The sequence below is a fragment of the Fulvitalea axinellae genome (assembly GCF_036492835.1).
Classification (GTDB): Bacteria; Bacteroidota; Bacteroidia; order Cytophagales; family Cyclobacteriaceae; genus Fulvitalea; species Fulvitalea axinellae.
The window spans coordinates 179,382-193,643 of the sequence record NZ_AP025319.1; the positions used below are offsets into that span (position 1 = coordinate 179,382).

A 14,262-nucleotide genomic window follows, 5' to 3' on the forward strand; every position below is an offset into this window, starting at 1 on the left:
GGGAAAATGGAACAAGGGAAAAGCCCAAACCAAGGAAGCGGGAAGAAAGAGTCTGCGAATAATATTTTTTGGAATTTGGCGGGTTTCAAGCCTGAGATTATTTCCAAGCTTAGGGTAGAGAAGTACTATGCCGGCATTATAGGTTTGTTACTGTTGTTGGTGGGCATTTATGCGGCGATGGCCTGGACCTTCTTTTTTCAGACGGTGACGGAAAACGCTTACGTCCCTGTGATCGGCGGGTTGTTTATGGGCTTTTTTGTCATTTGTTTTGACAGGGCGCTGATCGCGTCTATGGCTACCGGCAAGCCCAAAGCCTTTCCTTTGCTTTTTCGGGTAACCTTGGCGCTGTTGCTCGGCGTGTTTCTTTCCCAACCCATGATCCTGAAGTTTTATCAGCCGGAGATTAAGCGCGAAGCGAATTTGCTTTATCTGGAAGACGTACAGAAACGGCGGGAGGAACTGATGAAAGTGCATAAGCCGGCATTAGATGATTTGGCGAGGCAGGAAGAGGTTCTGGGGAAGCGTCTCGCGGATAAAGAGGCATTGTTGGTGGCGGCCGAGAAGGAATTTATGTCGGAGATGGACGGATCCGGCGGAACGGGGAAATGGGGCTATAACAAAGTGGCCAAAGCCAAGGAAAAGATCGCTAACCGGCACCGGGAAGAGTACGACAGAATGAAGGCCGATTTGGATCCGGCAATAGGCAGAATCCGTCAGTCCATTGACTCGATAAACGCATTCGTGGGGAGCGATGTGGCTACTTTTAGGGAAAACAACGAATACTTCGGTACGCTGATGCAGGTGCGGGCGCTGGAATCGCTGATGGCGAAAGACCCAACTGGATCGTTGCGCAGAAGGTATTACCTGTTGTCTTTTATCTTGGTTCTGATCGAACTTTCGGGCCTATTGGCGAAAGTGCTTTTCCGGACAAGGTCTTATAGCGCCCAATTGGATCTGATTACTGAAGGGGAAGTGAAATCGGCGGAAGACGATTTGGCTTTGACCCGGCAGTTTTTGGACGGGGAGCGGGAGGCTAATTCCGAAAGGATAAAAAGCTTTGGCAACGGCAAGGCCGACACCTCGACAAAGGATAGGACCAAGGATTTTTCGGAAAGTATGTTACACCACTGATCACTGTGCCTCTGCGTGTTCTTTGGAATATTGGGCGGGTGTGGTGCCCAGCTCTTTTTTGAAGGCGTTGTAAAATGCGGATTTGGAATTGAATCCCACCTCAAAACCTATGGCGGTGTAGGTGTAGTGCCGGAAGGCTTTGTCCTTGAGTAGGTTTGTCGACTCTTTCACCCTGTAGGTGTTGACGAATTCGTGGAAGTTTTTCCCGAAGCGTTCGTTGATTACCTGTGACAGGTGATGGGAGGGGATTTCTGTCATTTCCGAAAGTCCGGTGATTCTTAGTTGCGGATCCAGATACGGCTTTTTCTCTTCCATAAACCGAGCTAACCGTTGTTGTATTTCCGATGACAACTCTTCGTTAAGGGCCGACCGGGCGTATTTTATGGTTGGCGTTTCGTTGTAATCCGGAGTGGCGTCGGGTAGGTCCGCCCAGTCTTTTCGTAGCTCGTCTATGTGTTTTTTGGAATGTAGCGCATCATAGCCGATTAGGATCAGCAAGAGCATATATGTTAGGTAAAAAGCGTTTTCCAATTCCTGATAAAACGTGGCTCCGTAGAAAGTGCTGTAAACGACCAAAAGTTCCGAAGCGTAGAGAACCATACAGGCCTTTATAAGCAGGCGGGTGATATGCAGGTTAACTTTATGAATGTCCGAGAAGCGGTTCTTTAGTTTTATCTCGTATTGGTTTAGCTCACGCAAAGCCATAATCAGAAAAGCCGAATTGATTACGGCTTCGAACACCCATTCCCATACGTTTTCGTGCACATCAGTCTGGAGTGCCCCGAAGGTGGACCAGTCTATAAATTTTTCGGTGGGGCTGAGCATATAAAAAGGTGTATAGATCAGTACGCTTAGGGCGAAGGGAATTAGGTACAGCAGGTCAAAACGGCGGAGATAGAGTCGGCCTTGGGCCTGACTGCGGGCGTAGATGAAAATTAGCGGACCGTGTAGCAAGGCGAAGGGCTCCAGGGCGTAAAGCAAGTGAGGAGCGTTGCCGATAAGCTTGGTCTCCATCAGAAACCGGAACGTGAGCTCCAGTGTCAGCATGGCGACGAAACCGGTGAGAGCCAAATAACGGCGTATTTTTCCGCTGATACGTGCCAGAAGTATCAGCAATATTAAGCCGAAAAACACTTCGACCAGTGTTATCGCATTCCAAACCCCAATTCCCGACAGTATTTTCATGTTTCGAAATTATGACTCAAAACCCTTTAATCCTGTACCATTGCGGGGTTTTCGGTCCAAAAAGCGGTCCTGACTTATAATCCAATACCGATAGAGCCTGATTTAGGAGTCCTGCGTCCTAATCTGACCCTCCCGTACGGTGAATATCCCCCACTTTTGGGGAAGAAATTATTGCTGTGCGAATAAAATTGGTCAGATGAGAATTGTAAGACAAACATGGTTGGTCCTTAGCGTATTGATGGCGTTTGTTGTACGGCAAATAGCCGTTGCCGTACCGGCGAACACGAAAGATGGAAGACAGAAAGAGGAAGAAAGAATTCTCGACGCTGTAATTGTGGGCGGAGGTTTTAGTGGCTTGACCACCGCTTATAAATTGCGGAAGAAGGATATCCTTTTATTGGAAAAAGAAGCGACGCTCGGTGGCCGTTGCCAATCGGGAAGTTGGAACGGGTTTCATTACCCTAAGGGGACCGAGTATATAGGCAAGCCGGAAGGGGGTATGAAGCGGTTTTTCCGGCGTGTGGGTATTAAGGCGATTCCCGTCCCGCCACCTACCGACGGCACCGCCTATCAGGGAAAGTTGTACTTGGGAGCCGATATGTTGGGGTATCTTAACGAAGAGGAAAAGCGATCGTATTATCGGCTGAACCGAGACTTGACTAGGCTTAACAAATCGGGAGTTGAGGATGCTATTTTCTGGGATCAGGAAGACTTGGCGGAATACGAGGCGATGGATACCGTGAATCTGGGCCAATGGATGGAACGGGAAGGGTATAGCCCGTTAGTCAGAAAGTATGTGGATGTGGAAAATCGTGGTCTGTTCGGAACCGATAACGCCAATTATTCGCTGTTTTACAACGTCCCGGAAATGGCCTTTAATATGCCCTTTGAGAAAACGGCCGGAATCAGTGAAGTGTATTCTTTTGAGCACGGGATGTATAGCGTGGTGGAAGCCGTAGCCCAAAAGATTGAGGGGAAATATAAAACCGGCGCTTCGGTAACGGAAGTGAAAGTGAATTCTGAAGGTCTGGCCGTAGTTCGGTATCTGGAAAACGGCAAAGAGCGGAAGGTAAAAGCCCTGACGGTGGTAATGTGTACGCCGGCTCAGGTAACGGAAAAAATACTGAAGGAGGGCATAAGCCCGAATGCCCGCCGTACGCTTGCGGGGATGGACTATTCGAAATACGTGACCATTAATTTCTTTACGAAAAACCGAAGGCTGGAAAAGGCTTGGGCTGTATCTTGTGTGGACGAGGGGCAGGTGGTGACTATTTACGATGTGATTCGTCCGCAGGTGGAAGACGGTTATCAAGGCAAGTCAATCGTGTCGGTTTATATGGCGCCGGAGCATGCATATGATACGGCATTTCTTCAGCAAACGGACCAACAGCTTTTGGATAATGCCTACCGGACTTTTAACCGATATTTTCCCGGATTTGAGTCGGAGGTGTTGGGGCATGACATCACGCGTTTCGATTACGCGTTTCCCGTTTTCAATCCGGGATATTCGCAAAAAGTAAGGAGCTTGTATAATGACCCGAGTTTACGAGGCCCGGTTTTTTTGGCAGGTGACTTTATGGTTTACGCCACGGTGGATGGAGCTATGATTAGCGGAAATCGCGCAGCCAAGGGTGTGTTGAGATATTTGAGAGGGAAAAAGTAACTGGTTGGTCTTAGGTCTTGCGATAAGTGTCTCTTGGTTCTTATTTGCAAAACGTAGAGACAAAAAGCCGTTTGTCTCTACGTTTTACTTTTTTACCACGATACGGTACGCTCCGTATAAGAAGGCGTCGATTTTATAATATTTCCGGATTCGTCGAATTCCAACGGGTCGATCACCAATAGGGGCGCTTTGTGGTTTCGGCTTTGTCCGTGGCACGAGAGCCAAAGGTTTCCGTCAGGGCCTTCGAATATTTGGTTATGGCCAACGGCGTTGTATGGCGAGTTCGGGTCGTCGGTGTACTCGAAGCCGCGGCTTTCCGTAAGGCCTTTGTTTTGTCCGCCGTAGATGGGGTTTTGTTTGGCTTTGGTCCAAGGGCCCGCTATATTTTTGGCTGTCGCGTAGCCGATTTCGTAGCCCCGGGTCCAGCTTGAGTAGAAGAGGTAATACGTGCCTTTGCGCTTGATTACGTAGGCGCCCTCTATGCCGGCCGAATCCCATTCTTTGTATGTCTTGATCTTCTTTTCGTTTCTGCCGTAGCGAAAAACCAACACGGGGTTGTTCTGCTCGTCCATTTCGTATTCCACGTCGCCGGAAGTGATGGCGCTGATCGGCTTGGAGGTGAATTTGCCCGTAGCCAAATCAATCTTAGCCGAACCCATCCAGAAAGATCCGTCACTAAGCACTTCGTGCCAGAAAGCGTAGGTTTGTCCGTCGTCGTCTTCGAAGAAGGTTAGGTCATTGCCGCGGGCCAGCGGTTTGTCTTCGGTCACTACGGTGTAAGGGCCCTCGATTTGGTGGGCCACCGCATAGCCGATATGCTGCCAGTCGTAACCCAAGGCTTTGTTCCGGCAATTGAAGGTGGCGTAGTATTTCCCTTTGATTTTCTGGATTTCGGGCGCCCAAAATCTGCGGTAATACCATTTGGTAGAGTCCGGCCGGCGCACGATATGGTCCACGAATTCCCAGTCCTTAAGATTATCCGACCGATATAGCGGAATGCCGGGATTGAGGTTTCCGTTTTTTTCGGCGCCTTCCCAGTGTGGAAACGCCGTCCCGGTGAGGTACCAAGTCTCGCCGTCGCGTAGCACTTGGCAGTCGCGGAGGCCTTTGGCGTCTATGCCCGACCCGATGGGGTTTTGGTAAGTGAATTGTCCGTGTTTTTCCGGAGCGCAGGCTGTGGCAGAGAGAATCAGTAAAAGATAAATCAGCTGTTTCATAAGTGATACAAAATAAAGTCTAAAAGAAGCCCGAAAACGTGTGTCGGGCCGTGCTTCCCGCGGTATCGATTATGCGTGGGGGTTCCACGGCAGGATAGGTTTTGCCAAATGCTCCACAAGTTACGTAACCGTTGGCTTTGGCTTATGGTGAATATAAGTACTGGTTTTTAAACGATTGGGTTTGATCGGCGGTATCCCCTTTATTTTGGTGGAATGACCCTTTTTTCCTGGTTTCGCTATGTGTTTTACTCCTTCGCTGTTTACCCTCGTTTGCTCATGTTTGTCCTTTTGATTTCTGTTTTAGCTTTTGACAGTTCTGTGTTCTTGTCAGGATCTCTTCTTAATATTCTTATTGGAACAATAGAAGCGGATGGGGATTAACCTTTGGATAAGGTATTCGAACCGAGTTCGTGTTTTATAGAGGTAAATATCGATCTGGGAGCGTTAAGGCTTCCTCCGGAAGCGGGCATTCGATGTCACCGCCCCGGTCGCCTTTTGCGGTGGCGCAGGCGCTTTATACTCCTGAAGAATTCGGCGGAAGGGTTGGGGCGTTGGAGGACGCCGAGCCGGAAGAGCGTTTCGGCGACGAATTTTTTGGGGAAGTGGACCGGACGCTTAGCGAATACGCTCGGGTAAGTGAGCTGGTGGAGCAGTTGGGTAAACTGCCGGCGGAGGTTTCCGGAAAAAAACGCGGAGAACCATGCCCGATACGAATGCGCGAATGGGCGTTTACCAAAGAGCAGCTGAGTGTGTTGGACAGACTGGAACACCGTTGTTACGATTGGCTCAATGGCAAAATCAATTATATGGGACGGCAGAGGCCTTTTGTGGCTTCCGTTCTGGATTTGCTCAACGATATACAGGCCGAGCACGAAAGGCTAACGTACAGGATGATGACCAGGGAGTATAGGCTATGGACGCCGGACTTGGAGGAAGGTTGTGATGAGTACGGCCTAGCCAACGACGCTTGGACGCGCCTTTTGACCGATTCTGGCCGGCTGGTAGTAAGCGTGAGGAATTCGGAGTATACGGAATCGCCACATCAGCGTTTTCCCGGGTTTCGGGCGGTGGCCATGTCGCGTTTGTTGCGTTTGATGAGCCGTCCATTCGGTAGGAACTTGGTGAATCAGCTGGCTTTTGGAGATAAAAAGGTGGCCGTATACCCTAACGACAAACAGAAGGAAGGCGTGGGTGTGGGGATTTGGCGGGGCTCCCGGAAAGGTCCGTATGAGGGGAGGTTCAAGGAACCGCCGACCCGGGAAAAGCCGTTTCCGGAAATGCGGGCCACTGAAGGTTGCGACGCGTTCGTGACCCTCTCCTTGCCCCATAGCCAAGACGCCGGCCGATTGTGTTTTGACGATAGCTGGACCGAAGAGCAGTTCGGGAAATTGGATATAGATTTTGCCACCGCTATGCGCGAAGGCGAGATGCCGGAGGCGGAGGAAGAGGAATTGGCAGTGTCGATACGGGAAAGGCAGGACAGCGACGAGTTGACGGAACTGGCCAAAGGCTTGGGTACGGTCACGCTGTTGCCGGGTTTTTTGTCGTTGGGCCATGAGCTGGGCCACGCCAAGCATATGACGCACGGCGATTACCGTTCGGCCCCCGCGGATCTTTATAATCCGGATAACGGTGCCGAGCGGTTTTGGGGAAATAACGAGGAGCATTTTGCCATTACCCAATACGAAAACAAGATACGGGAAGAGCACGGCCTAAGACCGAGAAAGTGGCATATAATCACCAACTATATGAATGCGAACGTAGCGTTTCCGCGTTTGCCGAAGAAAGATCGGACGATGTTTTTGGCCCGAACGGGCGCTCCGAATTGACGGGGTTATTTAATAAAGGGAATCGTAAACCGTAAGAATTGACTTCAATTAGAATATCGTGCTTGTATTTTTAATTCTGATTTTATCCCTAAAATCAATGTCAATTGTAATATGGGGCAATATAGTACTGTTTTGCTTGTTTGTATATGAATATCTTTATAGGCTAATATTTAACCTACTATTAGCCCATAGAACAATGACAAACAGGATAATTAAAATCAAACACCTTTCCTTTTTCTTTGTATTGCTTTTTCTATCTCAAACTGTATTGGCGCAAATGCCGAATACGATCAGTAAAGCCGAAAAGATCTACGGTCTTTCGAAGTTTTGGCAGGAAGTGAATTACAATCTGAACTTTCGCTCTCCCTGCATTTGGGAGAGCGATTCTTAATGAATATATTTCAGGCCGACCGCAAGGCGTCAAGTTCTTCCATGGCAGCCTTTATCATCTTCAAATACAATTTTGATTTTATCGCAAAGTGATTCAGCTTCTCCTTAACCTTCAGTTTTTCCAGTTTTATGTAGGCGATCATGGAAGCGAAGATGTGGTTCAATTGGGTAATCTCCATCTTTGTGGGAGACTTGCCTAACATCGTGTTTTGCTTGAGCGACTTATGGAACTCCTCGACTTTCCACCGTTTTTGGTAGATCGCTACGATATCCTCGAAAGCCATGTTCTCCCCGTTGGTAACCAGCCATTGTTCCGCGGTCGACCGGTCCCTGTTTGTAAAGACTTGTTTGGCGAGCGTGACAGGAAAATCAACTCCCTTGACCCACACCCGCTTCACTTGACCGCTTTCAATAGGCGCATCCGAAACGTGAATGAATTTGCCCTCGTTTTTGTCCTTTTCGCTCATTGCTATATTCCTGTTGCTCTTCAGCGGGCAAACGAAAACCTTCTTGAGCTTGTAATGAATATACTTCAGCGTATCGCTGGCGGTGAACCACGTATCGAAAAGAATGTACCTGAAAACCAGTTTGTTCAGAAAGTTTAGACGGTGTAAAACTTCCAGTACCATCTCATTTTTCGTTTTCTCGCTTTTACGCTTTTCCTTCCCGTTCTTGTCTATGTATTTCACCGTCTTGTGGACGATCTCATAAGCGACCGGACAGTTAACCGTTTGTCCTTCCACGGTATTGCTCAGAAGAAAGTTAAGGGAGTTGATCCCTTTGACCGCTTTGCCTACAGTATGGTCGAAATGATAAGCTACGATGTCGTTTTCCGAGGAATGAGGCTTGTGGACAATGCAATCGTCGATACTCAAAACCGCCTCTTCGCCCTCAATACTCCTGGCGAAAGACTTCACCTCTTTCCAAAAAGCCTTTTGGTCCATGTCCGGTTGCTTGAGGAGGTCGCTGAAATAATCATGGGGAATCTGATTGTCCAAAGATGCTGAGAGCCCTGTTGAGGTGGCTTGCCCTCGACTGGCAATAAGATAATCCGTGTATAATTCAAATCCGTCTCTCCTTTTCATTTTTCAAAAATCGGTCACTTATCATATAATTTCCAAAATTGCAATAGGAAAGGCGAGCGAAAGGTCAGTTACAATTTTATTTATCTGAATAAAGTTGACCGAAAAGCCTGGGACGCCGAATATAAAAAACTGATAACCGAAGTAGGCGAGACAAAAAATGATTATGAGTATTACCGCCTGTTGGAACGTTTTTGCGCCATGCTAAAGGACGGTCATACTAATGTGTATATGCCTGTAGAGGTTGCGAATAAGCTTTATGGCGTTTATTTCGGTGATTATCGATTTGTGCTTAGCAATATTGACGGCCAAACCGTAGTGACGAGGATCAATAAGGAAAAGATAAAAGAAATACCGCTGGGCACCGTAATCACGGAAGTGAATGGCATGCCTACGGCCGAATATCAGAAGAAATACGTGAAGCCGTATATCTCATCATCGACGGATTATATTGTTGAGGATTACGCCGCTTTTAGATTACTGAAGGCACCGGAAGGCACCAAGCATACGGTGGTGTTCCGTCGCCCTGACGGAAAGGAAAAAACCTTGGAACTGACCTGTGGAAAGGAAAAAGAACTTGCATTATATCCGGAAATGGAGGAATGGAAGCGTTTTGAGTTCAAATGGCTGAAAAAAGGGGTGGCGTATATTTCCCTAAACTCTTTCGGCAGTCCGGAAATCATAGACATGTTCAAAAAGAAATTGCCGGAAATATACAAAGCGAAGAAGTTGGTTGTGGATTTACGCAAAAACGGTGGTGGTAGTACTAGTACAGGATTGGCGATTCTACAATACCTGACGACAGATAACGTTTTTTACGGGTCCAAATCCCGGAGCAGATTGCATATCCCTTCATACAAAGCGTGGGGCGGTTGGGCAAAAGCCGAGGATACGGTAGGTATGACCAATCCAGAAGGTTTGGCGTGGCACAAGCAGGCGCTAGAATCCGCCCGCGACGAGTATTACCATGATTTTCCGTATAGCCCCGACAGTGTGTCCTTGGATGAAAAAAGGATAAAGGTGCCAACGGTATTGTTGATAGGTCACAAAACGGCATCGGCGGCGGAGGATTTTCTGATCCTCGCCGATAATCAAAAGCATATGACCAAAATGGGTGAGCGTACGTTCGGAAGTACCGGCCAACCGATGGTATTTGATCTGCCCGGCGGAGGCTCCGCCAGGGTTTGCACCAAACAGGATCTTTACCCGGACGGACGGGAATTTATAGGCGTCGGTGTTTTGCCCGATATCGAAGTGAAAAAGACGTTGGAAGATTTTATCAAGGATCGTGATCCGGGGCTTAAGGCCGCGCTGAAGTTTTTGAAGGAGCAAGATAGAGCTTTGTGATTTGATTGAGAAATTCAGATAGCCCTGTTCAACAAAAAGCGAACAGGGCTTTTTTTTATTCTGTTAGAGTTTAGTATTCGATTTGTTTGTTTTTGTCTATTAATTTATCACTCATATTATCTTTATGAAGGTGAATTATACTGAGGAAATGGAAAAAGGAAATATCCAGTGGGTGCGCTGTAAACTGGTATTGGCATTTTTTATAATGGCTTTACCGCTGGTAAACGGTTTTGGACAAAGCGATAAGATCCCCGAGAGCAGAAAAAAAGCATTGGAAGAGTTAGTCGTATTGATTAGTAATAACAGGATTAAAGAACTGTCCGAGAAGGTAGTGTATCCTTTGCGACGCCCTAATCCCGTTCCTGATTTGATGAGCCCCCGTGAGTTTGTGCAATATTATTCCATACTCTTTGATAACTCTTTCCGCGACAAGCTCTCATCTACTGACTTCGGCCCGTCAAATACAATTAATAATTACCTGGGCGTGGGGATTTTGAACGGTGATATGTGGGTAAATGACGAGGGTAAAATCATAGCGGTCAATTATAATTCTGAATCCGAACGTAATTTGAAAATGTGGTTGCGAAAGGAAGCGGAGTCGATTACGCACAAAAGTTTGGGGGTCTGGGAGAAAAACATAGTGGATTGTGAGACCGACAAGTTTCGAATACGTGTGGACAAATTGGAAGACGGGCGTTTGCGTTATGCTTCATGGAGCCTCCCTAAAACCTTGGCCGATAAGCCTGATCTGGTTTTGTATAACGGCAAACAACGTTTTCAAGGAACCATCGGAGGAGTTACTTATACATTTAAAAATGGCCCTTGGTCGTATAAGGTAAATATCGTGAATATCGCCGCAGTGGAAACGGCCAAGGATGCGGGCGTATTTCTGGTAGTTTCTAAGGGGGGAAAAGAAATAGTTTTGGAGAAGGCGAAACTAACCAAAAATAAAAGATGAAAATGGGCGGGATTAATCCTCATAAATCACCTCTAGCCCCTTGAACGTTTCCCGATGGTCTTTGCCGATTTTTTTAAGGATTGCGGCGAATCTTCTGAGTGTTTTCTGCATATCCAGAATCTCCCTGAATGTCGCCTCGTCGATGGTCTCTTTGGCCGGTAGCCAAAAGTCTTCGCCGAATACTACATGGTCGGCCTCGTCGTGGTGCTTGAGGTGCATGGTGTTGCGCATGTGGCACAGGCGAAGGAAAATCCGCTCCAGTTCGTCGCAGAGGTCCGCAGGCATTATATTTTTGGCTTTTAGGGCTTGGAGGCGCTCCCGTGTGTTGGTTTTGTTGAGCCTGAAAAGCAATGACAGCTGTTGGGCACCGATAGTCAAAAGCCTTAGGCAACGGTCTTTGATATCGAAACGGTTGTTTTCCGTAATGTCGGTCGGTTCTTTGGAGTCCGCAAGCCAGCGCATCTGTTCTTGCAGGTGTTTCTCTTTCGGGTAATGTTTTAGTCGGCTGGCTTCGAATTCCGAAGCGTAATTCCTTGTTCTGGCTTTGGCTTTTGACGGATAATCTTCCGTTCCCAATACCCGGAAAACCCGGGTGTCGGACAAGTTACCGTCTTCGTTATTGGCCCTCACGATTCCCGAAGCCAGAAAGCTCCCCTTGTCCTTTAGCCATTCCATATCGGGGCCGTACCCGTAATTCACGTCTTTTAGCCCAAGTTTTTCCACGGCCAGTTGGCGGGCCAGGTAGAGCTTGCCGGAGGTGAGGTGTTTGAGCCTTGTGATCAGTTCGTGTTCGGAATCGTCGCCGAGGTAGCCGAAATCTATATCCGAGGCGGCGACGCACTCTTCCCGGCCGAAACTTCCGGTGGCCATAAGTGCCAAGCCCCGTTTCGGGTGCCCGGCAAGAGCCATACTTTCCAGGCTGCAGTCGGCTACCAGTTGTTCCCTAAACCTTGTCATTTGAGACATAAGTACGCCTATATCCTCACCGGCGGAGGCTCTGGCCTGTATGTCTTTTTCGTGTTGGATCATTTCGTCGCTGGCCCGTGCGGCGTCGGTAAAAAAGGCTGGCAGATGGGTATCCGTAAAGTAGCTGTTCTCCATTACCATCCGGAGAAAGAAGTATTCGCAACAGGCTTGGGCAAAGAATTCTATGGATTCCGACCAGAGGGTCTCGCTGATCAGCGATTGGATCTTGGCTTTGATTACGGCCATGATTCCCGCATATCGATAAGAGTCTGAATCACTTTCCATTTGTCCCAATAGACTCATCAGGAAGGTGATGGGACTAGGGGCGAAAGCCTTTTCCGCCCGATGTATTAAGGAAAGGAATCGCTCGGTATTGTCCACGTCGAGATCTTCCCGCTCATTGCCGGCGCGGTCGGTTAATAGCATGCATTGGGCTACGGCCGATCGGGGCGGTTGCCGGGAAACTCCGGAGGCGGATGTATTGCGGATTACTCGTTGTGGCTTGGCGCGGGTGAACATTCTAAGGGAAACGGTTACTCGTTTCGTGGTTTGTCGGGTTGTGCGGATGCCGTCAGTACGGTTTTTTTCCCGGTTTGAAGCCAAAACCTTAACAGATACAGCTACTTTTTACTAAAACCACTTTCGTTCTTAACCAAAGTCAATGCGTACGGTTTTTTGTCCGGCTACTTTGCGCATATGAAAACGAACGAATCCAAAATGATGAAAGCCGTAGTGTACGATCGTTACGGCGCTCCGGACGTGCTCCGGCTTGCCCAAAAGCTACGTCCAACAGCCCGTAAGGGAGAAGTGTTGATCCGCGTACGGGCGACTTCCGTAACGGCCGGAGACTGGCGGCTGCGAAGGGCCGACCCTTGTTTGGTCCGGCTGTATAACGGAATAAGCAAGCCCCGGCGCCGGATATTGGGACATGAGTTTGCGGGCGAAGTGGTGGGCTTGGGAGAGGGCGCGGAGGGATTCGCCATTGGCGACAGGGTCTTCGGGTCTACGGGCTTCGGTTCGGGAGCGCATGCCGAATATCTGTGCCAGCCTGCCGACGGCCCACTGGCGCATATGCCGGACGGACTGGGTTTTGAGGAAGCGGCCACCGCCCCGGTCGGCGCCTTGACGGCCCTTCACTTTCTGCGGGAAGGGGACGTGGGCGAAGGCGATCGCTTGCTGATTCATGGCGCTTCGGGCTCGGTGGGGAGCGCGGCCGTACAGTTGGCCAAAGCCTACGGCGCTATGGTAACGGCCGTTTGCGGACCTTCAAACACTGAGGCGATCAAAGCTTTGGGGGCCGACAGGGTGGTGGATTATAGCCGTACGGATTTTACGAAGACGGGAGAACGATATGATTTCGCGTTTAATACCGTAGGCGAGACGGATTATAGCGAATGTAAAAAGGTACTGAAATCGGGCGGTACGTACTTGGCCTGCGACGCCACGCTGGGCGATTATGGCAAGTTGTTGCTCAAATCCGTGTTCGGAGGGCGCAGGATCGTAGCCGGAGTGGCTAGGGAGACCAAGGAAGACCTGTTGCGGATTCGGGAGTTATTGGCCAAGGGGATGTTTTGTCCGCTGATTGGGCAGCGGTATTCTCTGGCGGAATTGCCCGAGGCGCACGCCCATGCGGAATCGGGACACAAAAGGGGAAACCTTTCGGTGAAGGTGGCCTGAAATGGGAGAGGCTTCAGGAGTCCCCTTTTTCGGCTATCCGTTTGCGGATGCGGCTGAGGGATTCCGGCTTTACGCCCAGATAGGTAGCCAAATGGTATTGGGGCACGCGAGTCAACAGCTCCGGCCGGGTATCCATCAGGTGCAGGTACCGTTCTTCGGGACTCTTGATGATATAATCGGCCAGGGCTTCCTGATTTTCGCCAAAATCCTTTTCGGCGGACTGACGGCAAAGGCTTTCGAAGATGGGCAGGCGGCTGTAAAGTTCCTGTTCTTTTTCGTAAGTAAGACAAACGAGCGTAGAATCTTCTACGCAGGCCAAATAATGTCTGGACGGCGTACCGCTGGTATAGCTTTTAAAAGAGGAAACCGTTTGGCCTTCGGTGTAAAAGGCTACGGTTTTCTCTTCGCCTTTGACGAGGTAATAGATTCTCAGGCATCCCTTTAATACGTGATAACTTTCCTTGGACACTTGCCCTTCCCGGAGCAGGATGTCGGATTTGTCAAAAGTTTTGATCTTGATGCAGTCGTCAACAATTTTGGCTTCTTCCTCATTCAAGTCCACATATTCTCTTACCAAGTCCGAGCTTCTGTCTTTCATCGTTGCGAAGGGTTTCGTTTTCTAAATATTGGGAACGGATGATTTATCCATATAAAGAGAGTCAAGCGTGGCGCCCATGCGGGAATATATAACTTTTACCCGCGGTTTTGTTCCCTCAATTTTAAAAATGGTGAAATGAGGCTCATGAGCGGTTTGTGCCTCGAAATTTCCTTTGTGTCAGTATTCGGGATCGGGTCTTCAACTGCCGGCGCCGGTAGC

Annotated in this window: 11 protein-coding genes; 6 read left to right on the plus strand and 5 right to left on the minus strand. The window is 48.9% G+C overall.

What is annotated here, in order from left to right; translation table 11 throughout:
- Positions 1-6: 6 nt before the first annotated feature.
- On the plus strand, positions 7-1,131 hold the full coding sequence (locus AABK39_RS25005) for a DUF4407 domain-containing protein (protein ID WP_338395774.1): 1,125 nt from the start codon (positions 7-9) through the stop codon (positions 1,129-1,131).
- Here AABK39_RS25005 and AABK39_RS25010 read toward each other — a convergent pair whose 3' ends face one another.
- Positions 1,132-2,316, minus strand: coding sequence for a helix-turn-helix domain-containing protein (locus AABK39_RS25010; RefSeq protein WP_338395775.1), 1,185 nt, complete (start codon positions 2,314-2,316; stop codon positions 1,132-1,134). It abuts the gene before it with no gap.
- A gap of 196 nt (positions 2,317-2,512) precedes the next feature.
- Between AABK39_RS25010 and AABK39_RS25015 the strand changes: the two genes are divergently transcribed.
- Entirely contained in the window at positions 2,513-3,979 is a 1,467-nt protein-coding gene (locus AABK39_RS25015) for a protoporphyrinogen/coproporphyrinogen oxidase (protein WP_338395776.1), read from the plus strand.
- Positions 3,980-4,071: 92 nt separating this feature from the next.
- Here AABK39_RS25015 and AABK39_RS25020 read toward each other — a convergent pair whose 3' ends face one another.
- Positions 4,072-5,196: a glycoside hydrolase family 43 protein gene (locus AABK39_RS25020; RefSeq protein ID WP_338395777.1), complete on the minus strand. Its 1,125-nt coding sequence runs from the start codon at positions 5,194-5,196 to the stop codon at positions 4,072-4,074.
- A gap of 473 nt (positions 5,197-5,669) precedes the next feature.
- Between AABK39_RS25020 and AABK39_RS25025 the strand changes: the two genes are divergently transcribed.
- The gene (locus AABK39_RS25025; protein WP_338395778.1) at positions 5,670-7,025 is read left to right on the plus strand and encodes a type III secretion system effector protein; all 1,356 of its coding nucleotides are present in this window, start codon (positions 5,670-5,672) and stop codon (positions 7,023-7,025) included.
- A 401-nt stretch (positions 7,026-7,426) separates the two neighbouring features.
- Here AABK39_RS25025 and AABK39_RS25030 read toward each other — a convergent pair whose 3' ends face one another.
- A complete protein-coding gene (locus AABK39_RS25030; protein ID WP_338392425.1) occupies positions 7,427-8,500 on the minus strand; it encodes an IS701 family transposase in 1,074 nt (357 codons plus the stop codon).
- Positions 8,501-8,698: 198 nt separating this feature from the next.
- On the opposite strand from AABK39_RS25030, the gene AABK39_RS25035 reads away from it, so the two are divergent.
- Positions 8,699-9,844, plus strand: coding sequence for a S41 family peptidase (locus AABK39_RS25035; RefSeq protein WP_338395779.1), 1,146 nt, complete (start codon positions 8,699-8,701; stop codon positions 9,842-9,844).
- A gap of 124 nt (positions 9,845-9,968) precedes the next feature.
- A complete protein-coding gene (locus AABK39_RS25040; protein ID WP_338395780.1) occupies positions 9,969-10,802 on the plus strand; it encodes a hypothetical protein in 834 nt (277 codons plus the stop codon).
- A gap of 12 nt (positions 10,803-10,814) precedes the next feature.
- Here the strand turns inward: AABK39_RS25040 and AABK39_RS25045 are convergent, their stop codons facing one another.
- Positions 10,815-12,371: a putative nucleotidyltransferase substrate binding domain-containing protein gene (locus AABK39_RS25045; RefSeq protein ID WP_338395781.1), complete on the minus strand. Its 1,557-nt coding sequence runs from the start codon at positions 12,369-12,371 to the stop codon at positions 10,815-10,817.
- A gap of 93 nt (positions 12,372-12,464) precedes the next feature.
- Between AABK39_RS25045 and AABK39_RS25050 the strand changes: the two genes are divergently transcribed.
- On the plus strand, positions 12,465-13,445 hold the full coding sequence (locus AABK39_RS25050; protein WP_338395782.1) for an NAD(P)-dependent alcohol dehydrogenase: 981 nt from the start codon (positions 12,465-12,467) through the stop codon (positions 13,443-13,445).
- 13 nt (positions 13,446-13,458) lie between these two features.
- On the opposite strand, the gene AABK39_RS25055 is transcribed toward AABK39_RS25050, so the two are convergent.
- Positions 13,459-14,043 (minus strand): Crp/Fnr family transcriptional regulator, encoded by a 585-nt coding sequence (locus AABK39_RS25055; protein ID WP_338395783.1) that lies wholly within the window; start codon positions 14,041-14,043, stop codon positions 13,459-13,461.
- Positions 14,044-14,262 lie beyond the last annotated feature (219 nt).